Consider the following 25,499-nt stretch of genomic DNA (forward strand, 5'->3'; position numbering starts at 1 on the left):
GATATATCAGCAAACGGGAATTTAATGATTGATGACCTTATTCAATTCACCCTGAATCTCATTCATTAGATAGTCCGTATAGGGAATCTCAGTGAAAAGACGTCCTTCGGTATAGGGTTTGAGCACAATCTCAACTGAATCAGCTTTCTGGCCATTGAGGATTTGGCCAACTTCGACACTTTTAAATGAATAATTGGTTTCCCCAATTGCATTTAATATCTGCCTTGGACAGGCAGGTCCCAGATCTGTTGAAAGAATATCTGCAATGGCTTGAGCTATTTTTAAATTATTAATTTCCAACGGGTTTTCCACTGCTTTTCTAACTTTTAGCAGCCGTCCTTCGGTATTCACAAAGGTGCCATTGACTTCCGGGAAGGCCAACGCCGGTAAAACCACGTCAGCTTTTTCGGCAGCCGTTGTCATATGCGTATCCTGTACCATCAGGAATTCATAGACACTTAGATCTGCATTGGGGTCTTCACCAAAGAGCAGCAAAGCTTTGGTATCGTTCAGAATTTCAGGGGAGTTTGTAACTCCAAGCGCATTTAATCCGACGCTGTTATTCTTGACAGCTACTCTAAAAATACCGCTGCGTTTGCTATCAGCTTTATCAAGCAGTCCAAGAACGTCGCCCACCAGTGCCGACGCCTCTGGTGTAATATACTTATCACCCATAACAACTACCAGATTTTTGGCATTGACCAGACCCTCACCAATGATCTGAGCTTCATCACAAATATCAAAGTCTGCCAGGGATGCTCTTAATTGATCCATATTCTTGAGGTCTGACTTTATTTTACCGTTTTCCAAGACATATTTGGTAATTTCACCCAGGAATTCCAGATCATCACATTCGGTAATAAACTCATCGGCGATATGATCATAACCACTTTCCAGATGGTTGATTACAAAGATATTGGCACCATTTTTGGATGCCTGAGTCAACTTGTATTTAACCACCGGATTGTTAACTGGCAGCATCCCAAGAACCAGAATGGTATCGGCAGTAACAATGGCATTCATATCGGTGATGCCTGAGTTATTAGTCAAAACTGCTGTTTCACCCTTGCTACTGTTGCTAAAACTGAAGGTTTCTGCCCGCAACACCCTGGCCAGACGGGTAAAGGTGTAGATTTCCTCGTTAGTATACTTCGGTGAGATTGCCATTTTCACGGCATCAGAACCGTAACGGGCGGAAATGCTTTGCGATTTCTTGGCAATCATCACAAATGCATCATACCAGGTTGCTTCTTCTAGTTCACCTTGTTTGTTTCTGATCAGCGGAGTGGTCAGTCGATCCCCCCACTGCACTAGGTTAGCGCCAAAGCGACCACGACCGCACATGACCCCCTGGTTAATATCCTGATAGTTTTTCTGGGGAATAGCTTTAATAATGGTATCACCTTTTGATTCGATAATGATCTGACAGCCAGCCGAGCAATAACCACATGTGGATTCCGTTTTTTCCGTGTCCAGAGGTATCTGCTTAATGCCAGTGAGGCCTTCTCTTAAGGCGCCAGTTGGACAAACTGAGATGCACATACCGCAGCTGACACAACCGGTGTCTTTCAGTGGTTGGCGCAAAGCTGGTTCTACGATCGTTTCAAAGCCCCGATCCACCAGACCAAGAGCCTGAACACCGACAATTTCATCGCAGACCCGAACACAGAGACCGCAAGTGATACACTTGCTGTTGTCCCGGATCACAAAGGGGTGATCGTCCTGGATTTTTGCTTCCGGATTTTTTCCCTTGAATCGTTCGGGCTTAACATCATATTCATTCGCATAAGCGACCAGCTTGCACTCAAAATAATCCTGACAGCCGCATTCAAGACACCGTTTGCTTTCTTCCACAGCCTGAAGCGGACTGTAACCATCCACAACTTCAAGGAAATTGTCGTTGCGATCATCAGGTGAAAGATGGGACATGGTCGGACGCTTATTTTTTTTAATACTTTCGAGGTAATCCTGATCCACACTTTCTCGGATGACGTAATAGGGTTCGCGGTAGGCAATGGTTTCGCCATTTAGGTAACCTTCGATAAAAGGCACCGCTTTTTTTGCATCACCAACGGCTTTAATAACAATGGAAGCGCCACTGTTGATACAATCACCCCCGGCAAAAACGCCATCCAGATTGGTCCGAAAGGTCTGTTCATCAGCTAAAACGGTGTTCCATTTGGTCAAACTCAGTCCATTTTCACCGCCGATACCATCCGGGTTGATACCCTGGCCGATCGCAAGAATCAAGGTATCGATATCAAGAAGCTCTTCCTCTCCCTCGATTGGGACCGGGCTTCGACGTCCGCTGGCATCGGGTTCGCCAAGGGCCATTTTCTGGAGTCGTATTTTCACAATCTGCCCGTCCTCCCCTTTTATCACTTCAATCGGGTTGGCCAAGTTTTTAAAGATAACGCCTTCTTCTTCGGCTTCGATAATTTCGATTTCTTCTGCCGGCATTTCAGCTTTTGTACGTCGATAGATGTTATAGACTTCTTTGGCCCCTAAACGGATGGCGGTTCGACAGGCATCCATGGCAGTGTTGCCGCCGCCGACAATAGCAACTTTTTCGCCGAGTACAATCGGTTCGTTATTAGCCACCTGCTGAAGCAATTCAATCCCACCAATGACGCCTTTAGCATCGATGCCCTCGCAGCGCAGGCCGGAACTTGTCCATGCACCTAACGCCACATAAACAGCATCATGTCTCTTGCGGACAGCTTCAAAGGAGATGTCAACCCCAACCCTGATGTTGTTTTTAAAGACGACGCCCATTTCTTCAATCAGCCCTGTTTCTTCGTCAACGAGACCTTTTGGTAAACGGTATTCAGGAATACCATAGCGGAGCATCCCGCCCATTTTAGGCATAGCATCATAGATAGTCACGTCATGGCCGGACTGGATCAGATAATAAGCGGCAGTGAGCCCGCCGGGGCCACCACCGATAATTCCAATGGATTTTCCTGTAGCTTTAGCTATCTCAGGTATAAACATCCCTTGGGTCATATCAAAGTCAGCAGCAAAACGTTTCAGCCAGGCAATGGCGATTGGTTCATCTACCTGGCCACGGCGACAGGCAGTTTCACAGGGATGGGGGCAGACCCGACCAATGGCAGCTGGCAAAGGCAGTTGTTCTTTAATCAGCTTTAAGGCTTCGGCGAATTCACCGTTGGCAATTAAGCCGACGTAGCCCTGGCAATCTGTGGTTCCGGGACAGGCCCGTTTACAGGGAGCAACACAATCTCCAATGTGTTTGGATAAGAGCAGCTCCAGATTTGTTTTTCGGGATTCAATGACCCGTGGAGTTCTGGTGTTGACCACCATGTTGTCGCTGATTTCAGTGGCACAGGCTTTTAAGATTTTTGGGACTCCCTGCACCTCCACCACACAGAGTCCGCAGGATCCGTAGATCTCCAGACGTTCGTCATAGCACAGGGTGGGAATCTCAATTGCATTTTCACGGGCAACTTCTAAAATAGTTTGGCCAGCAGTACCGGTTACTTCTTTTCCATCGATGTTCAGTTTAAATTTTTTCATTCTCCCACTCCTTTCTAGTCGATGATGACGGAATCAAATTTACAAACTGTAAAACATTTACCGCATTTGATACAGATATCCTGATTGATCTCGTGAACCTGTTTCTTTTCGCCGGTTATGGCATCTACTGGACAGTTCTTCTTGCAGGCACCACAGCCCACACATTTTTCGGCATCAATGGTATAGGTCAGTAGTGGCTTACAACTTTTAGCAGTACATTTATGATGATAGATATGATCTTCATATTCGTTTCGGAAATACTTGATGGTAGTCAGCACCGGATTTGGAGCAGTCTGACCGAGACCGCAAAGTGAACCATCTTTGATCTTGTAACAGAGTTCTTCGAGTAATTCGATGTCGCCGTCCTGGCCTTCGCCCTGGGTAATCCGATTAAGGATTTCTAACATCCGGGTGGTACCGACTCGACAATAGGTACACTTGCCGCAGGATTCTTTGCAGGTGAAGTCGAGAAAGAAGCGTGCCATATCGACCATACAGGTGGTTTCATCCATCACAACCATCCCACCGGAACCCATGATGGCACCGGTCTTGGTAATTTCGGCGTAATCGATCGGAGTATCCAGCAGACCAGCTGGTATACAGCCTCCTGACGGTCCTCCCATTTGGACAGCTTTAAAGGCTTTTTCCTGTTTGATCCCTCCACCAATATCGAAGATGACATCTTTTAATGTCAGTCCCATGGGAATCTCCACCAAGCCACCTTTTTTCACCTTACCAGTAAGAGCAAAAACTTTTGTACCTTTGCTCTCTTTAGTACCTAAAGCGGCATATGCTTCGCCACCATTTCTAAAAATCCAGGGGACATTGGCAAATGTTTCGACGTTGTTGATGTTGGTCGGCTTGTTCCAGTATCCTTTTTGGGCCGGGAAAGGTGGTTTTAATCGGGGCATCCCCCGTTCCCCTTCCAACGAGGCAATCAGAGCGGTTTCTTCTCCACAAACAAAGGCACCAGCACCAGCTTTGATTCTCAAATCAAAGTCAAATCCGGTACTAAAAATATCTTTACCCAAATAGCCCTTTTCCCGGGCCTGGTCTATAGCGTTCTGCAAACGTACAATTGCCAGGGGATATTCTGCTCTGACGTAGATAACCCCTTCATTGGCCCCAATGGCTTTAGCACCAATGAGCATTCCCTCAATTAATGCATGGGGATCACTTTCCAGGACTGACCGATCCATAAAGGCACCGGGGTCACCTTCATCTGCGTTGCATACCATATATTTAGTCTTTCCGGGCGATTTTTTTGCGGCATCCCATTTGAACCAAGTCGGAAAACCCGCGCCCCCCCGTCCTTTTAATCCAGCTACTTTGACGGTTTCAATGATTTCTTCTGGGGTCATCTCCAGCAAGCATTTCCGGGCGGCTACGTACCCGTCAACGGCCAGGTAGTCTTCAATCCGTTCGGGGTTGATGAGTCCAGAATTTCTCAAAACAATCCGTTTCTGCTTGCCGATCATCGTGATGTCATCCTGGGAAATCATCAAATCCAACAATTCTTTTTTGCCAACCACATGGTTTTCAATAATGCTTCGGGCATCTTCGGTCGTGACATTTACAAAGGTCACCTTGTTGCCATTATCATCAACCACGTCAACAATCGGTTCCAGATAACAGGTTCCGATACATCCGGTCTGTTCAACTGACAGCTCCAGCCCCTTTTCGGCGATGATGGTTTCAAAGGCTGCCTGAACTTTATGGGCACCGGCAGCAATACCACAACTTCCTGATCCAATTACAATTCTCATGCGGTCACCTCCTGTGTTGCTTGTAAAGGATCAGCCTTTTCCTTTAGTTCGGCTAAAATATGGGTCACTTTTTCTTTGGTGAGCTGTCCATACGTATCATCATTAATCATCATGACCGGAGACAAGCTGCAACAGCCCAAACATGCCACATTATTAAGGGTAAACAGTCCATCCGCAGTTGTTTCCCCTTCTTTGATGTCCAAATAATCCATTATTGCTTCTTCCACCATTTTGGATCCGTTCACATGACAAGCCGTACCCTGACACAACATGATCAGATATTTTCCCACCGGTTCGAAACGAAACTGGGTATAAAAGGTGGCAACCCCATAAACCTTGGCAATACTGGTGTGCGTTTCCAGGGCAATATGGCGCATTAGCTCCACCGATAAAAAACCATAAAGTTCCTGAGCTTTTTGCAGGATCGATATCAGACTTCCGGGAATATCAGCATAATGATCCAACACCGGGTTCAGTTCAGTAAAGGGATTTGTTTTTTCCCCATGACAACCACAACCACAACCATGATCATGCTCGTTTGTTTCATGACTCATATAATAAACTCCTTTCAAATTCGGCTAATGAATTATTTCAGTATTTAATAGTCTTCACCATTATACACTTTTTGACACGTAAAAAATTGTATATTTTTTCATAATTTAAGTAAAAAATCAAATAAACAAACGAACTAAAACGGTTACGAACCGCTGAAATTAATTCCAGCGGCTCGATAGTATGCTTTATTCATAATTATTTTGATTTTTATTAATGAGACAGTATTTTTCCACCTCGTTGTAAGCCGGTATCACCAGATCGGACAAATTCTAGAATTCCATAGGGCTCAACCATTTCAAAGAAACCTTCAATTTTATAGCGGGTACCAGTAATTTCAATAACAAGACTTTCTCTAGCTACATCAACGATATTAGCCCGAAACATATTAGCAATTTCCACAATCTGTGACCGGGTTGTATCATCAGCCTTCACCTTAATAAAAACCAACTCTCTGATAATGGCTTCATCCGGTTTCAACTCAATAACGGTAATTACATCAATAAGTTTGTTTAATTGCTTTTTGATTTGGGTTAAGATTTGATCATCTCCAGTCACCGTAATGGTAATCCGGGAAAGTTCAGCATTTTCGGTGGTTCCGACTGTCAAACTGTCGATATTATAACCTCGTCTCGCAAACAGACCCGAAATGCGACTTAAGACCCCAAAATTATTTTCTACCAATAATGATAAACAGGTTTTTTTCTCCATTGTCACTCTCCCTATATCCTTATGAAATCAGGATGAACCTGACATTGAATCAAGGTCGGACCCTGGTGCTTAATTGCTTCCGGGAGTACCTTGTTAAAATCAGCATTTTTATCAACCTTGAAACTTTTGATGCCATAAGCTTCGGCCAGTTTCATAAAATCAATATCGAAATTAATATCCGTTCCACTATAATGCCCTTTTCCGTAATTATCAAACTGCAACTGCCGCACCATTCCCAACTTGGTATTTGTAATCAGAATAATATTAACATTCAGCTGATGTTCGGCTATTACTCCCAGTTCACCCATGCTCATCTGGAAACTGCCATCACCGCAAACGATGAAAATTTCTTTTGGTTTATCCAAGGTTGCAAAAACTGCACCACACGCTGCCGGAATACTATAGCCCATTGTTCCCAATCCACCAGATGTATAGTATCTGCGATTTTTAATAATCCGATAATATAAAGCAGACCAGATTTGATTAAGTCCGACATCACCCACTACCGTAGCATTATCTGAAGTCATTTTAGACATATCTTTAAACAGAATCTTCGGGTTGATCAGATCACTACATGGCGGATCAGCATCGTAAACCAGCGGGTTTTCGCTGCGAATCGTTTCAATTTCAGCTAACCAAACAGCATGGTCACCAACAGTATCTTTTTGTACCAGTTCGGACAATACAGTTTTGGCATCCCCAACAATCGGGATATTTGTTTCCATGTTTTTTCCAATTTCTGCCGGATCAATATCAATATGAACAAAATCAGTATCTTTTTCAAATTTTGTCAACTGAGATGTCGCTCGATTCGACATTCGCGCTCCAATATTGATGATTAAATCGGCGCCATTCATTACCACATTGGAATACTTATAGCCGTGGCTACCAACGATCCCGCAATATAATGGATGATCTTCCGGAAACGCACCAATCCCCATTAGCGAAGTAATTACGGGCGTATTATTCTTTTCTGCAAAAGCAAGTAATTCCGCTTGCGCATTTCCCAGAACAATGCCCCCACCAGCATAGATAACCGGCTTTTTCGCTTCTTTTATCTTTTTGATTGCACGCTTAATTTGTCCACTATGTCCATTGAGATTCGGCTTATACCCCATAATGTCAATTTTATCATAGGTAAGTCCTGTTTTAACATTCTCCAGTTGGACATCCCGGGGGATATCAATTAAAACCGGACCTGGTCGGCCTGTTGAAGCAATATGAAAAGCCTCTCTAATGATTCTAGGGATATCCGCGGCATTTTGAACCAAATAACTATGTTTTGTAAAGGGAGCGGTTGCACCGGTGATATCAGCCTCCTGGAAGGCATCTGTTCCGATAAGGGCCCGATCCACTTGACCGGTAATGGCAACAATGGGAATTGAATCGAGGTAAGCGGTTGCAATACCGGTTACCAAATTAGTTGCCCCTGGTCCTGATGTTGCCAAACATACACCGACTCGCCCAGATTCTCTGGCATATCCACTCGCATAATGCGGTGCTGTCTGTTCGTTTCGCACTAAAATATGTTTGATTGGAGATGTTCTAAATGCTTCATAGAGAGGCAGTAGGGCACCTCCGGGATAACCAAACACATACTCAACATTTTCTCGTTCAAGACATTTTAAAATTAATTTTGATGCTAACAGTGGAATCACTCCCTTTTTAAGTATTTCCGATTATCTTATTAAAATTTAGGCATTTTGTCAATGTCTTTTTTCTCACATGGAGAAAATATTTTTGCATGAAAGTACCAATGTGTTAATTATTTTTATAAATGGTCATTTTTCCCAATAGCGGGGTTTTAACAGAAATAGCGCCTACCGGACACATTTCCTGACAGCAATAACAACGAATGCAACGATTATAAAAATATAATGGATATTTTCTGCGTTTCCGTGCCACAATCCGGATGGCCTTTTTGTCAACCGGACAACTCGCTTCGCAAATCCCACAACCGATACATTTTTCTTTATTAACGACTGGCTTTTGAATAATGAAATCCTGAATCGGCTTTAATATAGAAAGAGTCGAAGGCTCTCCTTCACTCACTGGAATCCGAACCACATCGAATTCAGGATTATAAAACTGTTCAAATGGTTCTCCCAAAATTTCAATGTTTTCTTCACTCCAATACCCCAGTTCCATTTCTTCTCCATAAGTAATGGTAGGTATATAGGACGGATCAAGATTAATCATTCTGGCAAAAGTCGCATCCAGTGCCACCGGGTCATCTGAGACCAGCAACACCTTCATTGGCACTGGATTACCTGACGCCGGTCCATTTCCCTCCATTGCAACAATTCCATCCATAACAAAAAGTCGCAATTTCGGAATCAGATACCGGTTTAAATCGACCAGCATTTTTGAAAAACTTCGGACATTCGGATAGTGTGCATGCGACATTCCTTTGTTTAAACCATATACGCAACCGAATTGATTTTTGATGGCTCCAGTAATCCGGGTTAATCCATGCGTTTTCATTTTTGGAAGGCTAATGATTGCGTCACTTTCAAGGACACCCTGCGCGATGTCAAATTTCTTCGTTCCGATTCCGAGTAAGAAATCCATTTGCTGTCCATGACTAAATTCTTTTAATGGTATTTCATAATTCTCTGCAACTGCAGCGAGACCGCTCTCTTTGGCTGCCCCGGAGGGAGCTCCAAAGCCAGGCGAATCCCCAAAGGAAATATGGTTGCAATTTGCTTCTTTGAGTAGTCGGATCATTGCTTCAAATACCGCCGGATGTGTGGTTACACCAGCATCTGGATTTTTTCCTCTTAGTAAGTTGGGTTTGAGCAATATCCGTTCTTGTTCGTTTACAAATTGTACGATTCCGCCGAGAAGTTCAATAGCAGCCTTCAGTTTTTCATAAACCAGTTCGTTATCATAGGATTCGCAACCCATAATAACGACCCGGGATTTATTATTTTCCATTTTTCTCAATGCCTCTTTCCGTTATTTTGATTTTTTTCTCTTTTAATAATTTACCCACTGCGCGTTTAAAAGAACTCTTACTCATATTAAATTCTCTTTTTATCAAATACGCATCGGTTTTATCATTATACGGCAAGAAACCTTGACTTTCGTTTAATTTTGTGAGTATGGCGACAGCATCTTTAGGAATTTCTTTATAGGCTTTTTTATTGGGACTCAAAACCAACTTTCCGTCATTTCGAATTTCAGAAACTCGAGCGTGAACTTTTTCCCCGCAATGAATGTCCGAGTTTGCATCTTTTATCAGTATCAGCCCATGATATAGATTATCAATGGCCACAAAAGCGCCAATTTCTGGATTGATTTGATAAACATAGCCTTCAATCCAATCACCTACCTTGTAGGGCGCATCAACTTTCAGTAGTGGATAAATCTTCATGGTTGCACATAAACGATCACTTTTATCGGTATACAGATTAACCAGGTAATCCCGACCTTTTTGAACCTTGACTGTTTGCTCATTGTAAGGTAACAGCAGATCTTTCTCCAGTCCCCAATCTAAAAAGGCACCAACCTTAGTAATATCTGCAACTTTCAGTGCTGCGAATTGACCCAGTTCAATTTTTGGCTTTCTAGTCGTCGAAATCAGCCGATCCTTTGAATCCCGGTAAATAAATACATCGATCTGATCCCCGATCCGGGCGTTTTTTTGTACTTCTTTTTCGGGCAGCAAGACGACATCCGTTGTATCAAATCCATCTGAAAGATATGCCCCAATGGTTGTTATCCGTTCGATGGTCAATGTTTGTACTTTTCCGATTTCTATCATTTTCTTTACCTCATTTATTTAATCGCCAGGCACAAAAAAGGCCGTGTTCATCACACAACCCTTGCCTTGCCAGTTATTTCATATTTTTTAATTCTCGTCGATTCTGTTCAATTTGATCGTTCATTTCTTTTAACTGTATCTGAAAACTATAGAGCAGTTTGTCGGCATAGTTTTGTGTTCCAGTTTTTAAAGCCTTTGCACTCATATTTGCATTTTTCATAATTTCATTGGCGTTAGCTGTCGCTGTTTTTGTGATTTCATTTGTATCAATCAATTCTCTCAATCTTTTTTCAGCCTCTGCTTTAATATGATCCGCTTCGCTTTGAGCTGCAAAAATAATCTTTTTACGCTCTGCTACGATTTTTTTTGCTTCTGCCAATTCTTCTGGCAATGAATCTCTTATTTCATCAATAATTTCTATTACTTCTTCAGGATTTACTAACGCTTTAGATGAAAAGGGAAGCGTGTTTCCTTTTTCCACGACTTCTTCTAATTCTGCTAATAAGTCAAGTACCCTCATTTCATACATCCTTCCTCATACTTCTTTTGTATCGCTTTTTCAACGTTTTGGGGGAGAAAATCAGACACATCTCCCTGATATTTAACAAGTTCTTTTACTAAAGTCGAGCTTAAATATGAATGCTTATTACTCGTTATCATAAAAAAAGTTTCAATCTCATTATCAAGATGCTTGTTGGTCAATGCCATTTGAAATTCATATTCAAAATCCAAAAAAGCCCGAAGCCCCTTGACAATAATATTGGTGTTTCGCATTCTGACATAATCGATCAGGAGCCCGTCGTAGAAGTCAACCTCGACGTTTTCGATCCCATCCAGACAATCTTTAATTAGCGACACCCGTTCCTCACAGTTAAAAAGATAGTTCTTGCTGCTGTTAATCATCACACAAACTATCACTTTATCAAATATTTTTGTAGCTCGTTCAATCATGTCAAGATGACCTTTGGTTATGGGATCAAAACTCCCGGGGTAAACTGCAATTTTTGTGCTCATAATTCTCCCTAGAATAATAACTAATTGTCGTGATACCGTATTTCTTCGACTTGTAACACGTTAACTTATTTTTTACTACTGGCATTATAACAGATTTTTCTGTTTCAATCACTAATTTTCCTTTTTCAGAAAGAATTTCTTTTTCAGAGATCATTTCCAATAATTTATAAATTTCATCAATCTGACAATATGGCGGATCCATAAAGATTATGTCGCACAGAATCTTATTCTGCGCCAGCATTTCCACCCCACTTTGTGCCGACTGGTTAAAGATCTGGGCACGCTTCTCATAACCCAGCAGCTGAATATTCTTTGTAGTTAGTTGTATGCTCTCACTGGAAAGATCAAAAAAATACGCCGTCTCCACACCCCGGCTCAGTGCTTCAAGGCCCATCGCCCCCGTGCCCGAAAACAAATCAATAAAAACCGCCGCTTCCCGAACCTCATTCTGAAGACTATTAAAAATTGCCCCTTTGATTTTATCAGCTGTTGGTCGGACTCTTTCCCCACTGATGGATATTAATTTCTTACCGCGTTTTTCGCCGGCAATTATTCGCATTTCGCCTCCTAAGTTAATGATATATCTGCTATATCAATGTAAAATGACTTCAGCACGTCGTTTTTAAATGCCATCATTTCCTGATTGTGGGATTCGAAAATGATCTCCGCAATTTCCTTGGTTCGCTTGATCAGGGCCAATTCTTCAGTGGGATTAAGTAAACCGAGTTTCGGCAAACCGTGCTGTTTAAATCCAAAATAATCACCTGGCCCTCTTAACTTGAAATCTTCATCCGCAATCTTTCGGCCGTTGCGATTATTGACAATCACCTTCATTCGAGCCAGTGTCTCTTCGCTTTTGGAATTGGTAACCAGAAAACAATACGACTGATGATTTCCGCGACCCACCCGACCCCGCAGCTGATGAAGTTGAGATAACCCAAAGCGCTCCGCGCTGAGAATCACCATTGTGCTGACATTAGGAACATCAATACCAACCTCGATAATACTGGTTGCCACCAGGCAATCAATCTTGCCCTGGTTAAATGCCCGGATGATTGAATCTTTGTCTTCGCTTTTGAGACGACCGTGGAGGCAAGCCATCCGATATTTGGGATCAATTTTTTGCAGTAATTCCAAATACACAGACTCTGTATCTCGAACCGATTCCAGTTCCTCTGAAGCCTCAATAAACGGACATATCACAAAAGACTGCCGACCTTTAGATATTTCGTCCTGAACAAAACCCAGGATCTTATGCAGGGATGCTTCATTATAACAGTATGTCTTGATTGGTTTCCGCCCTTTTGGAAGCTCATCGATATAGGATACCGATAAATCACCATAGAGAATCAGTGCCAATGTTCGAGGGATCGGCGTAGCACTCATTACCATGGTATGCGGTTGATTTCCCTTTGATGATAATTGACTCCGTTGTTTAACCCCAAAGCGATGTTGTTCATCCGTTATTACCAGCCCCAGATTGTAGTACGCCACCGATTGCTGAATTAGGGCATGGGTACCAATGATCACCGACACCTGACCCAGAGCAACCTGTTTTAGCATTTCTCGTCTATCTTTAGCTTTTAGACTACCGGTTATTACTGCCACAGTTACGCCGGTATTTTTTAACAATTCCTTAAAACTACGGCCATGCTGCTGCGCCAATATTTCGGTGGGTGCCATATAAGCCGTCTGATAACCATTTTGAGCCATCAAACAGGCAGCGATCACAGCAATTACTGTTTTTCCAGAACCAACGTCACCCTGAACCAGACGATTCATCACTTGACCACTCTTTAAATCGGCAATCATATCATCAATAACCAAACGTTGGCTGGCAGTCAGATCGTATGGCAAGCTGTTGACAAATGGCTCCAAGCCGGTAAACAAACTAATGTCAATATCTGAATATCTTTTTTCCCGGGCGCTGGACATAATCCCCATGTTTATCTTCAAAGCCTCATTGAATTTGAGTCGTTGAATTCCTAAAATGACATCTTCTGCCTTGTTAGGGAAATGTATTGCTTTTAAAGCGCTCTTCATATCAAGTAGATTCTCTCCAGAACGGATCACTTCCGGCATTGTATCGGGGATCACTAGGCTATCACAAAAGATCCCTTTTAGTACTTTTGGGATAAAACTCCCAGGAATACCCTGGATAGTTCGGTAAACTGGCGTCAGTTCAAAAAAAGTGCCGGGATTACTGGCCGTTACAAATTGAGGATTGATGATCCTCGCACCCCCATTACCTTTTTTGATCCTGCCATAAAAATAATAATCTTGATTTTCCCGGAAAGTATTTTTAAGATAGGGTTGGTTGAAAAATACCGCCGACAGTTTTTTATTCTCCCATAGCAATGGCACCGAGAAAATCGATAGATTTCCCCGAATCCGTTGAACTCGACCCGTGTGTATAACTGTCGCTTTGAGAGAAATTTCCTGATCTTCAAACAAGTGTTCCGGGTCGCCAAAAACGCTACGATCAATGTATTTTTTTGGGTAATATGATAACAAATCGCCCACCGTCTTGATTCCAACCTTCGCCAGCGCTTCGCTTCGCTTGGGCCCTACCCCTTTAACTTTATCCAGTGAATCTTCCCATTTCATGGTTTTTCCTCGTGATACTGTAAGAATAATTTCGAATTGGTGTTACTCCACCGAGACAATATAATAATAAAGTGGTTGCCCACCATAATGCATTTCCACATCACATTCCTCGAAACTGTCTGCCAGCTCACCAGCCAAGATATGGGCATCTTCTTCCGAAACATCCTTTCCATAGTAAATTGAGATCAGCTCACTCTCATTATCAACCATATCGCTTAGCAGTTCTTCAGTGACTTCTTTAATACTCTTTCCAGTAAACTTGATTTCCCCTCCGGTTATCCCGATTACATTTGATTTTTTAATTTTAAGACCATTAATTTTGGTATCTCTGACGGCGTATGTAACTTCTCCTGTCACCACATGATTAATCGCTTCCGACATGGTTGTTTCATTCTCCTCCGGACTTGTCTCTGGAGAAAATGCCAGCATAGCTGCGATGCATTGAGGAATATTTTTAGCTGCAATTACGTGAACCTGTTTATCAGAAATTTCACTGGCTTGCTTAGCCGCCATAATAATATTACTGTTGTTGGGGAAAATAAAAATAGTTTCCGCATTTAATTTATCCACTTCATTCAAAAAATCCTGAGTGCTGGGATTCATTGTCTGCCCCCCTGCAATTATCCGGGTTACACCAAGATCTTTGAATATTTTAGTTAATCCATCTCCCGGAGAAACAGCGATAAAACCATAGGGTATCTGTTCTTCATCCGGTTTAGCTCCTTTTGCGGCAAACTGCTCCCGCATGTTATCAATTTTAATTCGAATCAGGCTTCCAAGACTGCCAGCCCGTTCCAATGCCAGACCTGGATTATCGGTATGCAAATGAACCTTGATGATGGCCTCATCCTTAACCACTACTACACTATCCCCAAGTGTATTAAGATATTCTCTTAACTCGCTTTCATCAACTTCTGCAGCTCCCTGGATGATAAACTCGGTGCAATAACCGAATGTAATATCTTCCGGTTTCATGTGGGAGTCATCCACAAATTTATCCAGGTTGCTTGCTTTGATCTCCAGTTCCACACCCAATTCTTCGTTCAGAAGCGCCTTTAGAGCACCTTCGACAATACAAATAAGACCCTGTCCACCAGCATCAACCACGCCTGCTTCTTTTAAAACGGGAAGCATATCCGGAGTTTTTTCCAGAGTAACCCGACCATGGTGAATAACATCTGAGATAAAGCTTTCCAAATTGTCATAAGCTTCATACTTCGCTATGGCAAACTCACCCATTTCCCGAGCTACAGTGAGAATCGTCCCTTCCGTCGGTTTCATAACCGCCTTATAAGCCACATCAGCCGCCAACTTTAATGCCCCCGCTAATGAAACAATATCCAGATCCTCCTGGGTCTTGCACCCTTCCGCAAATCCTCTGAGCAATTGCGAGAGAATAACACCCGAATTTCCCCGAGCCCCAATTAAAGCGCCTGACGAAGCCGACTTGGCGACACTGTAGACATTCAGTTTCTCAATCTTGTCAAACTCTGAAACAGAATGATTAAAGGTAAGTGACATATTTGTTCCCGTATCGCCATCCGGCACTGGAAATACATTGAGTTCATCGACAATTCGTTTATTTATTTCAAGATTTTTCGCCCCATAACGAAACATCTTTATGAGCATTTCACCGTCTATTGTCTGGGTTTTCATTCTGTCCTCCATTTACACACGCACGCTTACAACATTTACAGAAATGCGTTTGACTTTTAAACCGGTTTCTTTTTCCACCCGGTATTTTACATTAGATATGATGTTTTCAGCAACAACTGAAATTTTAATGGCATACTCCACAATTACATAAAGATCAATCACTAATCGATCATCTTCAATGATCACGCCGACACCCTTATTCGCCTGGTCACCTGAAAGAATTTCTATCAGACCATCTTTTCCCCGTTTATGAGCCATCCCCACCAAACCATAGCATTCCATGGCTGCATTTCCAGCGATATCCGCAATTGCTTTTCGGGTAATATCAATATATCCTAACTCATTATTTATTTTCATCGAATTGCTCCTTCTATTATTATCTCTCTATTTTACATAATTATTCGACTTAAGTCAAAATTTCTATTGCATTATTTTTAATTTTTATGATATAATACACCTTGTTTTATAAAAGGTAAGCGTAAGGGAGGTTATGTCATGGCTAAAGAATGTTTTGTATGTAAAAAAACCGTTGTAAGTGGCAACCAGGTTAGTCATTCAAATAAACACAATAAACGAGTTTGGAAACCCAATTTGCAAAGAGTAAAAGTTGTAATTGAAGGTACACCACAACGAATTAGTGTTTGTACACGTTGTTTGAGATCCGGTAAAGTCGAAAGAGCCTAGTCTCTTATTTCTTCGGAACCATTGTTCTAGAGTCTTTTAATAGACTCTTTTTTCTTGTGTCTAAACAATACGCCAGACGGGCTTTGCCCGTTTGGCTGTTGTCCGATCCTCACCACAACTACATTCCACCGGTTGTTTCCTAAACTAGTCTTCTGCAACAATCACCATCAAAAGCCCCTTTTCAAAAGAAATTCGCTGAGAATTTTGATTCACAACATTACTGATACCATACGGTTTATCTACACTCATTTCCCCTATAGTAATCGGATACTCAAAACCGGTAATCGTCAATCCCGTAACATTTCCACCAATCGGCAAAATCGATACAGTCGTACCAATCGGAAAGTTCAATACAGTTGTTTTCCCAAGCAGTCTGATTTGATTATTTTCATTTACCATTTCCGCTTCGATGTTAACATCAGTGAAACGTTTCAGCAAATAGATATTCGCAATACTATGATCCATCCGGGATCCCAGACCACCCAGCACAATCACTTGTTCTGCGCTAAGTCCGATAGCATGCATAATAGCCAGTTCCGTGTCTGTTTCATCCTTTTTTTGGGGGTATGTCTCAAACTGTACCGTGTTGTAATAATCTCTAGTTTCGGCGGTAATTGAATCCATATCGCCGATAATAATATTTGGCTTTAGTTTTAGTTCTCTGGCAAAATTTGCACCGCCATCTGCACAAATCAGATAGTCTGCCTTTATTTTTTTTATATAAGTCTTATAAAAATCTTTATTCTTATACTCTCCGTTTGTTAAAATGATCACTTTCATCGATATTGATCCTTCTTAATTTCTTCCAGTAAACTTAAATAGTGCTCGTATCGAGTTGCGCTGATTATTCCTGATTCAACAGAATTTTTGATGTCGCAGCCTGGCTCATCCTTATGGAGACAACTTTTAAAGCGGCACTTCCCTTGCGAAAATTCCGGAAAATACTCCCGCAGTTCCTCTGGTTTGATCATTTCAGAAATTTGATAGGATGAAAACCCTGGAGTATCCAATAAATAACCCCCATTCTTGGTTTCAAGCAACTCGACATGTCGAGTTGTATGTTTTCCTCGTTTTAATTTTTGGCTCAATGCCCCAGTTTCCATCGTTTGATCAGCACATAAATAGTTTGCCATCGTCGACTTTCCAACACCTGAGGGACCGGCCATAAAAGCTGTATTTCCTCCAATTTCCCCAATAATCTTATCCAAGGTATCCGTATCGTTCTTACTGAAAAAAAACAACTCATAGGGGGTTTTCTCATAGATCTCCTTAATCGCTTTTTCCTCTTCAGTCGTTGTCAAATCTCGTTTTGTAAAACAGACCACCGGCTTTACATCCTGTATCTCTGAACTGATTAAAAGCATGTCAAGCAATAGGAGGTTCGGTTTTGGATTAGTCATTGAGAAAACAATAAGGCCAATATCAACATTAGCCACCGGCGGTCTTACAAAGATGTTTCTTCGGGGCTTTATCGCCTCAATCATCCATTCACCGGGATTATCTGATTGAATGATCACCTCATCGCCAACGGTGGGAATAATTTTCTGATGCCGTAATACACCTCTCGCCTTACACTCCAATATTTCATGGCTTTTATCAGTCTTAACAAAATAAAATCCTCCGATTCCCTTGATTATCTTGCCAGTTTTCTGTTCGCTAATTATCAATATCAACCCTCCATTTTCACACTTACCCTGTTATCATCACACATTTTTAAATTAAATACGGGTCTCTACAACCAATTGAAACATCGTTTTTGTCGAACCTTTCATTGAAATGTACGAATTGAATGCTTAATTGTTGTATAAACCCGTAAATATTATAAAACGCTTATTCAGCGGTCACATTAAATCAAAAGTCAATGTAGCCTGTACCAACGCTGGAGCCATCGATAAACACTTCATAAGTTTCTCGACCAACACCCTCAACATTAACTGAAAAAATATCGTCTGACATATTTGTCCCCTCGTAAATTACTGTCTCAGTTTTGTCTGCTGCGGTCAATACAACCTTAACCTTGACCGATTTTGCCGGCGTGGTTTGGATATATTCGCTTAAGTCAATCGTCAATTTTTGAGTAGAGACCTTACCGCTACTAACTACAATCGCTATTTCCGAGCCTTTCGAAACTTGATTTCCGTCAGTAGGAGACTGTTTCATAACCATTCCTTTCCCATAATCGGTACTGGTTTCATAGGTTATCGTTCCAACAGTCAGTCCTGCATTTGTAATGGTACTTTTGGCATCTGCTTCGGTTTGACCAACAACGCTGGGTACCGTAACCAGATCCTCCCCTTTGCTTACATATATTGTCACTTTAGTCCCTTCATTGGCAGTTGTATTACCATTGGGGTTCATTTGGAAGACAATTTCTGCATTATAGTTACTATTGTACTCACGCTTAATTTCTCCGACCACAAAATTAGCCGCTTCGATGGCTTTAACTGCTTCGGTTTCACTTAGTCCAATAACTGATGGGATCGTTCCGGTCTTTACTCCTTTGCTGACCGTAACCTTAACAGTCTTCCCGCTTTGCAATTCCTTACCGCTTTCCGGGTTTTGAGTAATGATTAGTCCTGCTTCGACATCGGCGTTATAGACTTCTTTTTCAACTTCCAAAACCAGATCCAATTTTTCCAGAGTTGTTCTTGCCTCGTCTGTTGTTTTACCTTTTATATTTGGAACCTCCACCGTCTTTCCTGAAAAGAAAGCAAAGGCCATAACAACCATAGCAATAACCGCTACTGCTGCAAAAACTGAAACCAAAATGATCTTCCGCTTTTTCTTTCTGGCAGCCGTTTCTTTCGGTGTTTCATAATAATAGTCATCATCATCTTCTTCAGGCTGAACCGTTGCATGGCTACCAGTGTTTTCAACATGAAAAAGCCCTTCACGGATAATGTGTGTATCATTACCGAGGTGGTTGCCATCGCCTGTTCCAAAACTCAAATTTTCCAATACCGACTCAAGATCTTCCATCAGTTCGTCAGTATTCTGATATCGTTCGTCGGGCTTCTTTTGAGTCAGTTTCACTACAATCTGATTGACTCGTTCGGGTATTTTGGGCTCTAATAATTTAGGTGGGACAATCTCTTCCTGGATGTGCTTGATAGCGATTGTCACCGTATTTTCTTCATCAAAGGGTAGCTTACCCGTTAATAATTCATAGTATAAAATACCTAGGGAATAGAGATCTGACCGTTCATCCACAAATCCGCCTTTGGCTTGTTCTGGGGATATATAATGAACTGAACCCATGGTTTGATTGGTCATCGTCACAGTTGAACTGGTAATCGCCCGGGCGATTCCAAAATCGGCAACCTTGGGAACCAGATCCCGAGTCAACAGAATATTATGAGGTTTGATGTCCCGATGGATTATTTTATTCTCATGAGCACAGCGCAATGCATTGGAAATATCCATTACGAACCGGGTTGCTTCCGTATAGTCCAAACGCCCTTTTCGCATTAAATATTGTTTTAGGGTGATCCCATCAACGTATTCCATAATGATGTAGTAAATATTATCTTGGACACCAACATCATAAACGCCAACAATATTAGGATGGGATAAACAGGCTACCGCCTGAGATTCCCGATCAAATTTTTTTATAAACTGTTCGTTTTCAGTATACTCTTCTCGAAGCACTTTTACTGCCACATAACGATTCAGTTTTAAATCCCGAGCTTTGTAAACATAGGCCATACCGCCACGGCCAATCAACTCCACAATTTCATAGCGTTTTCCTAAGGTTCTACTGAGCATTAGGTACTCCTTCCAGAGGCTTGAATAAAACGACAGTAATATTGTCTTTGCCTCCGTTTATGTTTGCCAGATCGATGAGTTTTTTTGCTGCATCTTCCAGACTATTATCCATAACCACAGTCTTAATATCCTGATCACACACCATGTTAAAAAGCCCGTCTGAACAAATCAGATATGTTGCTTGAGGGTTTATTTCATATCGATAAAAATCCACATTCACTGAGTTATCAGTTCCTAATGCTCGGGTAATAACATTTTTTTGAGGATGTATTTCAGCTTCCTCTTGAGTTATCTTCCCTTCGTCCACCAAAATCTGAACCAGCGAGTGATCTTTTGTTAAACGAATTATTTCGTCGGCTGTGATACTATAGGTTCGACTGTCACCAACATGACAAATACATAAATAATTCCCGTCAACGATACACATGGTTAGGGTGGTTGCCATGCCCAAACGTGCGGGTTCATCATCACCTATTTTTTTCAACTCCAGATTAATGGATTTTACAAAAGACATCATTTCTTCAGGGTCAAAATAATTTTTAATCCCAGAAAGATTGTTTTTAATAAAATCCACTGCTGTTTTGCTGGCTATTTCTCCGCTGCGATGGCCTCCCAGTCCGTCCGCAACTGCAAAAACATAAGAAATTCGATCAACGTTTTTTATGGTTGCTGCCAAGTAGGCATCTTGATTTACCTTTCTTAGTGATCCAACATTGGATCCGTAGGCACATTTCATACACTCACCTTATCCTCATATCTTTTTTTTCGAAGTTGACCACACGCAGCATCAATTTCTCTTCCCATTTTTCGTCGCATCGTAACATTAATCCCCTGTCGAGCCAGCTCCCCGAGAAAATAATTCATTCGGGTACTTTCTTTTAGAGAGGTTTCTTGAATCTCATTTAAACCAATTAAATTCAGGTGATTTTGACTTCCTTTTAATAATCTGATGAGCTCAACGATATCTTCATCACGGTCATTATAACCATCAATTAGTGCATACTCATAGGTTATCCGTCTTCCTGTCTTAGTAAAGTAAGCTTTACAGGCATCCATAAGTAGTTCAAAATCATAGCGTTTAGCAATGGGCATTAACGTCTTTCGACGGTCTGGAAAAACTGAATGAAGTGAAATGGCAAGATTTATCTGAAGATCTTCTTCTGCTAAAGCTTCAATTCCTGGAATAATCCCACAAGTAGAAAGACTGATTTTCCGTTGCCCAATTCCAAACCCAGAATTAGCAATTCGAATGAATTTAACTACCTCATGATAATTTTCAAGCGGCTCGCCAATTCCCATAATTACGACATTCGAAATTCGCAGTTTTTCTTTTTTTTCTACTAAATAAATCTGATCTAATATTTCACCAGCGCTTAAATCTCTGATTTTTCCACCTTTTGTTGAAGCACAGAATTTACATCCCATATTACATCCAACTTGTGTTGACACACATAACGAAGCACCATGTCCATAGTGCATTAACACAGCTTCAATGTATTGATGATCTTCCAACTCAATCAAATATTTCTTTGTACCATCATGTGGATCAGCTTGTGTGGTTTCAATTTTACTGTGAAATAAATCATACTGATCCGATAATTTTTTTCTCAAGCTACTGGAAAAGTTAGTCATCTCATTGAAATCTTCGCATTTTTTTTCATATATCCATTGAAATAACTGTTTCCCGCGATACCTGGCCTCACCGAAACGTACCATGAGCGCTTCACACTCATGAATGTCTCTGCCAAAAATATTTTCCTTCATGTTTTACTCCTATACTATTAGAGAGACATTACACTCAATGGGATGTTTTACATAGATTGATCTATTATATCAAAAGAACTGATCCAATTCAAATTTTTTCAATTCTCTTTTTTTCTCTATTTTGTTCAAATTGGACATCATTTCGAAATGTTACTCATTTGACCCCATCTATTCGTGAACATCCATTTTTTTTAGTAGACACATAAAAAAACAGTCACTACCTTCCTTCAACGGACTCGTATAGGTATAGTTACTTCCATGCTCATCGGGAATGATCTGTAATTGAGGAAATTTAATTAATAACTTTCCGATTTGGTTTTCATTTTCATCTTTATTAATCGTGCAGGTTGAATAGAGCAACGCTCCACCGGGTTTTAAATATCGAACAGCATTTTCAAGTAGAGTACTTTGAATTTTAACAAGTGCTTTACGTCCTTCCTTGGTACTACGATATTTTATCTCAGGTTTACGTCGGATAACCCCAAGGCCGGTGCAGGGAGCATCCAATAAGATTCTATCAAATGAAGCTTCGTCGATTGGTGAATATACACAACCGTCCTGTTCTTCTAGTCTGATATTGGAACAACCTAGCCGATTTGCACCTTGTTCAACCAGCTTCAATCGACTGTCATAAACATCGCGTCCAACAATTTCCCCAGTATTATTCATCATCTCGCTTAGATACGCCGTTTTGCCGCCAGGCGCCGCACACATGTCCAAAACCCGGTCACCCGGCTGTGGATTCAATCGTTCCACTGTCAACATCGCCGCCTGATCCTGAATCGAAAAATGACCATCTCTGAATAACCGGGAATTTTCAATGTTACTCTCAAAAATTCCCAGGTTCGTCAAATGAATGGCATTTAGCGAACAGCTTGCAATTGTCGCGTCAACACCGGCCTGCTGCAAATCTTGAATCAGTTGTTCCTTAGTTGTTTTCAATGTATTACAGCGAACGGTAAAGGGTGGTTTTTCATTCAGCATCGGAATAATCGCTTCAGCCTTTTCCATTCCATATGCTTCATAATACTTATGCACAATCCATAGCGGTACTGAATAGCGAATTGATAATGCTTCTTTTTCATTATCCCAATTTTCAAACTTAAATTCTCTTCCGTGTTCTCCGATTTTCCGCATGATGTTTCGCAACACTCCATTAATAAAACCTTTGGCCTGAGGTTGGATTTCAGCAGCTAAATTGACCGCTTCATTGACAATGGCATAATTCGGAATTTTATCCAAAAAATAAAGTTGATATATAGCGATCCTTAGTATCTCACTGACTTCTTTATGTAACTTTTTTACTGGTCGGTTACTTTGTTGAGTTATCAGATAATCCAAATAAATCTGATTCTGAAGACAGCCATACACAATACTAAGATATAGTCGACGATCATCATCTTTAATTGGGTAACGTTGCAAAGTTCTTTTTATTTCCAAGTTAGAATAAGCCCCATCGTAGTCAATTTTCAGTAGGGTTTCCAATGCCAGCTTTCGAATATTTTTCAATCTCTTGACCCTCTTAATATAATTAATCTAATTAGCGTTAATAAAGACATCAGCGCAGCTGCAACATAGGTAAGGGCTGCTGCTCGCAGAACTTTTTTCACCCCAACTTCTTCTCCCGGCTGCAGCAGATTATTTTCAACCAGTGCAGCAATAGCACGTTTACTGGCATTAAATTCGACTGGTAAGGTGATCACGGTAAACAAAAGGCTAAATGAAAAAAGCAGAATACCCAGATTCATAAACATCGTCCCCCAACCAGAAGCTTGACCAAAGAACAATCCAATAAAAAAAATAGGCCAGGCAATATTTGTTGCAAAACCGGTAACTGGCACAATAAAACCTCTAAACTTAAGCGGCCAGTAGCCTTCTTTGTCCTGAATGGCATGACCTGTTTCATGGGCAGCAATGCCAACTGCCGCCACACTGGCCTGTTGACCTACGCCAGCAGATAGACGCATGGTTTTATTCCGGGGATCATAGTGATCGGTTAAATTTCCAGCTACATTTTCAATTGCAATGGCATTCAAGCCATTAGCATTTAACAAGCGACGTGCTGCATCTGCCCCAGTCATCCCATTTTTAGTTGGCACCTTACTGTACGCCTTATAAGCGCTACTCACCTGATGCTGAGCATACGCTGCAAAAATAATTCCCGGTACAAGTATTAGCATCGTCCAATAATAGTCTAAAATAAACATTGCGTTTCCTCCTAATCTTTTTTAATACTAGCATAATTTCCTAAAGAACTGCTTAGACTAGTTTAAAATAGTTCCAATTACCATTTTTTTTCCACGCAAAAAAACAGTGGCTTCCAATCGCTTTTTTCCTGGCGCCTGAATTGATCCAATTCGTAATGCACCGTCTTGGGTTTTAATGACAAGACCCTCTCGATCGTCAGCAACAAGAATAGTACCAGGTTTTTCGCGACCTACCCAGTTTACAATCTCCGGAGAAAAACACTTGATTTTCTCATTATCATATACTGTATACGCTCCTGGCGCAGGATCAGTACCATTCATTAAATACACTATTTCACAGCTGGTTTTGCACCAGTTGATATAGCCAGTATCTTTAAGAATCTTATCGGCATAGGTAGCGGCTGAATTATCTTGCGGAACCGGTTTTAATGCTCCCGACAGAAACTTTTCCATAGTTTCAATTAATAAACGACCTCCCAAAAGTGATAAACTCCGATAAAGATCCGCAAAGATGGTTGATTTAGTAATCGGATATTCTGCTTTCGACAGCATATCACCCGTGTCCATCCCTTCACTCATCAGCATGATGGTGACACCCGTTTTTTTCTTTCCATCAATAATCGCACGTTGAATTGGTGCCGCACCCCGATATTCCGGCAAAAGAGAACCATGAATATTTAAAGCCCCGAAGCGCGGCAATTCTAAAATTTCTCTGGAAAGTATCTGTCCATATGCAGCAACGACGAAAATATCCGATTCAAAGCTCTTTAATACTTCGACAAATTGAGGATCCCTGATTTTTTCGGGCTGTAGAACGGTAATACCAAGCTCTAGTGCCTTGGCTTTCAAAGGTAATATCTCAACCTTTTTTCCCCTTTTATTTGGTCGATCCGGTTGGCAGACAACAGCTTGAACATCATACCCGGCAGCTACGAGGTTTTCCAGGGCTGGAACACCAAAATCTGTAGTGCCCATAAATATCACTTTGATAGTTTTCATTTTTCGACACGATCAGTAAATAAGATCCCATCAAGGTGATCGAGTTCATGGCAAACAGCCCGTGCCAGCAAATCCGAACAAAATAGCTGAAAAACTTTGCCATCCAAATCGGTCGCTTCCACGACCAGTGATTCCGGTCGTTTTACCAAGCCCGATTGTTCCGGAAGACTGAGACATGCCTCTTCGTCCTCTGCTACACCTTCAGTAGAAATGATGGTTGGATTGATAAATGTCATCGGTCCATCACCAACATCAACAATAAACAAACGTTTTAAAATGCCGACCTGAGGTGCAGCTAAACCAACCCCCTCTGCCTTATTCATGGTTTCCACCATGTCATCATTTAAAACTTTTATTTTTTCATCTATTTCCTCAATCACTCGAGATTTCTTTCTGAGAATTGGATCATCATCGATCCTGATTTGTCGAATTGCCATTTCTTCCTCCTGATACATGTTTTTACAATAATAA

23 protein-coding genes are annotated in these 25,499 nt (G+C 41.4%); 1 reads left to right on the forward strand and 22 read right to left on the reverse strand.

Features of this window, described 5'->3' with window-relative positions; translation table 11 throughout:
* Positions 1-21: 21 nt before the first annotated feature.
* From Q7P33_RS11705 to Q7P33_RS11765, 13 genes are all read right to left on the reverse strand, one after another.
* Positions 22-3,537, reverse strand: coding sequence for a molybdopterin-dependent oxidoreductase (locus tag Q7P33_RS11705; RefSeq protein ID WP_303870532.1), 3,516 nt, complete (start codon positions 3,535-3,537; stop codon positions 22-24).
* Positions 3,538-3,551: 14 nt separating this feature from the next.
* Complete coding sequence (locus Q7P33_RS11710; protein WP_303870534.1) at positions 3,552-5,303, reverse strand: NADH-quinone oxidoreductase subunit NuoF; 1,752 nt, start codon at positions 5,301-5,303, stop codon at positions 3,552-3,554.
* Positions 5,300-5,857 (reverse strand): NADH-quinone oxidoreductase subunit NuoE, encoded by a 558-nt coding sequence (gene nuoE, locus Q7P33_RS11715; protein WP_303870536.1) that lies wholly within the window; start codon positions 5,855-5,857, stop codon positions 5,300-5,302. Before nuoE ends, Q7P33_RS11710 begins: the two co-directional genes overlap by 4 nt.
* Positions 5,858-6,068: 211 nt before the next feature.
* Positions 6,069-6,566 carry an acetolactate synthase small subunit gene (ilvN, locus tag Q7P33_RS11720; RefSeq protein ID WP_070371223.1) on the reverse strand — a complete coding sequence of 166 codons (498 nt, stop codon included), beginning with the start codon at positions 6,564-6,566 and terminating at the stop codon, positions 6,069-6,071.
* Between the two features lie 11 nt (positions 6,567-6,577).
* Positions 6,578-8,224 carry a biosynthetic-type acetolactate synthase large subunit gene (gene ilvB, locus Q7P33_RS11725; RefSeq protein WP_369693298.1) on the reverse strand — a complete coding sequence of 549 codons (1,647 nt, stop codon included), beginning with the start codon at positions 8,222-8,224 and terminating at the stop codon, positions 6,578-6,580.
* 103 nt (positions 8,225-8,327) lie between these two features.
* On the reverse strand, positions 8,328-9,503 hold the full coding sequence (locus Q7P33_RS11730; protein WP_303870538.1) for a DUF362 domain-containing protein: 1,176 nt from the start codon (positions 9,501-9,503) through the stop codon (positions 8,328-8,330).
* A complete protein-coding gene (locus Q7P33_RS11735) occupies positions 9,493-10,332 on the reverse strand; it encodes a S1 RNA-binding domain-containing protein (protein WP_303870539.1) in 840 nt (279 codons plus the stop codon). The genes Q7P33_RS11730 and Q7P33_RS11735 overlap by 11 nt, the downstream gene beginning before the upstream one ends.
* A 73-nt stretch (positions 10,333-10,405) precedes the next feature.
* A complete protein-coding gene (locus Q7P33_RS11740; protein WP_303870541.1) occupies positions 10,406-10,852 on the reverse strand; it encodes a hypothetical protein in 447 nt (148 codons plus the stop codon).
* On the reverse strand, positions 10,849-11,346 hold the full coding sequence (gene coaD, locus Q7P33_RS11745; protein WP_303870542.1) for a pantetheine-phosphate adenylyltransferase: 498 nt from the start codon (positions 11,344-11,346) through the stop codon (positions 10,849-10,851). The genes Q7P33_RS11740 and coaD overlap by 4 nt, the downstream gene beginning before the upstream one ends.
* Positions 11,309-11,905, reverse strand: coding sequence for a 16S rRNA (guanine(966)-N(2))-methyltransferase RsmD (gene rsmD / locus Q7P33_RS11750; RefSeq protein WP_303870543.1), 597 nt, complete (start codon positions 11,903-11,905; stop codon positions 11,309-11,311). Before rsmD ends, coaD begins: the two co-directional genes overlap by 38 nt.
* Before the next feature lie 8 nt (positions 11,906-11,913).
* Positions 11,914-13,953, reverse strand: coding sequence for an ATP-dependent DNA helicase RecG (gene recG, locus Q7P33_RS11755; protein WP_303870544.1), 2,040 nt, complete (start codon positions 13,951-13,953; stop codon positions 11,914-11,916).
* Positions 13,954-13,995: 42 nt separating this feature from the next.
* Positions 13,996-15,609, reverse strand: coding sequence for a DAK2 domain-containing protein (locus Q7P33_RS11760; RefSeq protein WP_303870546.1), 1,614 nt, complete (start codon positions 15,607-15,609; stop codon positions 13,996-13,998).
* Positions 15,610-15,621: 12 nt separating this feature from the next.
* Positions 15,622-15,966 (reverse strand): Asp23/Gls24 family envelope stress response protein, encoded by a 345-nt coding sequence (locus Q7P33_RS11765; RefSeq protein ID WP_070371215.1) that lies wholly within the window; start codon positions 15,964-15,966, stop codon positions 15,622-15,624.
* 138 nt (positions 15,967-16,104) lie between these two features.
* On the opposite strand from Q7P33_RS11765, the gene rpmB reads away from it, so the two are divergent.
* Complete coding sequence (gene rpmB, locus Q7P33_RS11770) at positions 16,105-16,293, forward strand: 50S ribosomal protein L28 (protein WP_084505041.1); 189 nt, start codon at positions 16,105-16,107, stop codon at positions 16,291-16,293.
* Between the two features lie 144 nt (positions 16,294-16,437).
* On the opposite strand, the gene Q7P33_RS11775 is transcribed toward rpmB, so the two are convergent.
* From Q7P33_RS11775 to def, 9 genes are all read right to left on the reverse strand, one after another.
* Positions 16,438-17,073, reverse strand: a complete 636-nt coding sequence (locus Q7P33_RS11775) for a thiamine diphosphokinase (RefSeq protein ID WP_303870550.1) — start codon at positions 17,071-17,073, stop codon at positions 16,438-16,440.
* Positions 17,070-17,960, reverse strand: coding sequence for a ribosome small subunit-dependent GTPase A (gene rsgA, locus Q7P33_RS11780; protein WP_303870551.1), 891 nt, complete (start codon positions 17,958-17,960; stop codon positions 17,070-17,072). Before rsgA ends, Q7P33_RS11775 begins: the two co-directional genes overlap by 4 nt.
* Positions 17,961-18,144: 184 nt before the next feature.
* The gene (gene pknB, locus Q7P33_RS11785; RefSeq protein ID WP_303870553.1) at positions 18,145-20,058 is read right to left on the reverse strand and encodes a Stk1 family PASTA domain-containing Ser/Thr kinase; all 1,914 of its coding nucleotides are present in this window, start codon (positions 20,056-20,058) and stop codon (positions 18,145-18,147) included.
* Positions 20,048-20,794: a Stp1/IreP family PP2C-type Ser/Thr phosphatase gene (locus Q7P33_RS11790; RefSeq protein WP_303870554.1), complete on the reverse strand. Its 747-nt coding sequence runs from the start codon at positions 20,792-20,794 to the stop codon at positions 20,048-20,050. The genes pknB and Q7P33_RS11790 overlap by 11 nt, the downstream gene beginning before the upstream one ends.
* Positions 20,791-21,822, reverse strand: a complete 1,032-nt coding sequence (rlmN, locus tag Q7P33_RS11795) for a 23S rRNA (adenine(2503)-C(2))-methyltransferase RlmN (RefSeq protein ID WP_303870555.1) — start codon at positions 21,820-21,822, stop codon at positions 20,791-20,793. The genes Q7P33_RS11790 and rlmN overlap by 4 nt, the downstream gene beginning before the upstream one ends.
* 168 nt (positions 21,823-21,990) lie before the next feature.
* Positions 21,991-23,331, reverse strand: coding sequence for a 16S rRNA (cytosine(967)-C(5))-methyltransferase RsmB (gene rsmB / locus Q7P33_RS11800; protein ID WP_303870557.1), 1,341 nt, complete (start codon positions 23,329-23,331; stop codon positions 21,991-21,993).
* On the reverse strand, positions 23,328-24,029 hold the full coding sequence (locus Q7P33_RS11805) for a zinc metallopeptidase (protein ID WP_303870558.1): 702 nt from the start codon (positions 24,027-24,029) through the stop codon (positions 23,328-23,330). The genes rsmB and Q7P33_RS11805 overlap by 4 nt, the downstream gene beginning before the upstream one ends.
* Positions 24,030-24,086: 57 nt before the next feature.
* Entirely contained in the window at positions 24,087-25,028 is a 942-nt protein-coding gene (gene fmt / locus Q7P33_RS11810) for a methionyl-tRNA formyltransferase (protein ID WP_303870559.1), read from the reverse strand.
* On the reverse strand, positions 25,025-25,465 hold the full coding sequence (def, locus tag Q7P33_RS11815) for a peptide deformylase (protein WP_303870561.1): 441 nt from the start codon (positions 25,463-25,465) through the stop codon (positions 25,025-25,027). Before def ends, fmt begins: the two co-directional genes overlap by 4 nt.
* Positions 25,466-25,499 lie beyond the last annotated feature (34 nt).

Source organism: Acetobacterium wieringae (assembly GCF_026646375.1).
Classification (GTDB): domain Bacteria; phylum Bacillota; class Clostridia; order Eubacteriales; family Eubacteriaceae; genus Acetobacterium; species Acetobacterium wieringae_A.